This window comes from Kitasatospora sp. NPDC059973 (assembly GCF_042737525.1).
Classification (GTDB): Bacteria; Actinomycetota; Actinomycetes; order Streptomycetales; family Streptomycetaceae; genus Kitasatospora.
This window is the reverse complement of sequence record NZ_JBHWUI010000371.1, coordinates 1-1,086: the sequence shown is the minus strand read 5'-3', so window position 1 is coordinate 1,086 and position 1,086 is coordinate 1. Positions and strand designations below refer to the sequence as shown.

The window sequence follows — 1,086 nt, the reverse complement described above, 5'->3', positions numbered from 1 at the left end:
CGCCGACCACCTGGCCCGCGGGCCGTGCTAGGGGGCCGGATAGGTGGGGGGGGGCCGGTCCTTTTGCGCCCGGGGGGGGGGGGGGGGCCGCCCGCCCCGGCCCCCGCCGCACGCCCTCCCCAAGGAGCTGATCAGCATGAGCACCGCCACCCCGGCCACCACCGCCGCCGGCCCGGGCGGCCCGCGTGACCAGGACGGCACCGCCCCGGTACGCGACCGCGTCGAGCTGTCGATCGGCGGGATGACCTGCGCAGCGTGCGCGGCCCGGATCGAGAAGAAGCTCAACCGGATGGAGGGCGTCGAGGCCACGGTCAACTACGCGACCGAGAAGGCCCGGATCGACTTCGGACCGGCGGTGAGCGTCGCCGACCTCATCAGCACCGTCGAGAACACCGGCTACACCGCCGAACTCCCCGCACCGCCGGCCGTCGAACCGGCCGCCGCGCCCGCCGGGCCGGGCCCCGCCCCGGCGGAACCCGCGGCCGACCCGCTGCTGGACCGGCTGCTGATCAGCGCCGTCCTCAGCGTGCCGGTGGTCATGCTGTCGATGATCCCGTCCCTGCAGTTCGCCAACTGGCAGTGGCTGGCCTTCGCCCTCACCGGCCCGGTCGTCGTCTACGGCGGGCTGCCGTTCCACCGGGCCGCCTGGACCAACCTGAAGCACGGCGCCGCGACCATGGACACCCTGGTCTCGCTCGGCACGCTGGCCGCCTTCGGGTGGTCGTGCTGGGCCCTGTTCTGGGGCCGGGCCGGGATGCCGGGCATGCGCCACGAGTTCTCGCTGTCGATCGGCGCCACCGACGCCTCCTCCACGCTGTACCTGGAGACGGCCGCCGCGGTCACCGTGCTGATCCTCTTCGGCCGCTACCTGGAGGCCCGCTCCAAGCGCCGCGCCGGCGCCGCGCTGCACGCCCTGCTCGGGCTGGGCGCCAAGGACGTCGCGGTGCTGCGGAACGGCTCCGAGGTCCGGCTGCCGGTGGACCGGCTGACCCCCGGGATGCGGTTCGTGGTGCGTCCGGGGGAGAAGATCGCGACGGACGGCACCGTGGTCGAGGGCTCCTCCGCGGTGGACGCCTCGATGCTCAC

General features: G+C 75.0%; 1 protein-coding gene. It reads left to right on the top strand.

The features are described 5' to 3' along the window. Positions 1-136: 136 nt before the first annotated feature. On the top strand, positions 137-1,086 hold a 950-nt coding region (locus ACFWA9_RS39200), incomplete at its 3' end, for a heavy metal translocating P-type ATPase (RefSeq protein WP_380394381.1).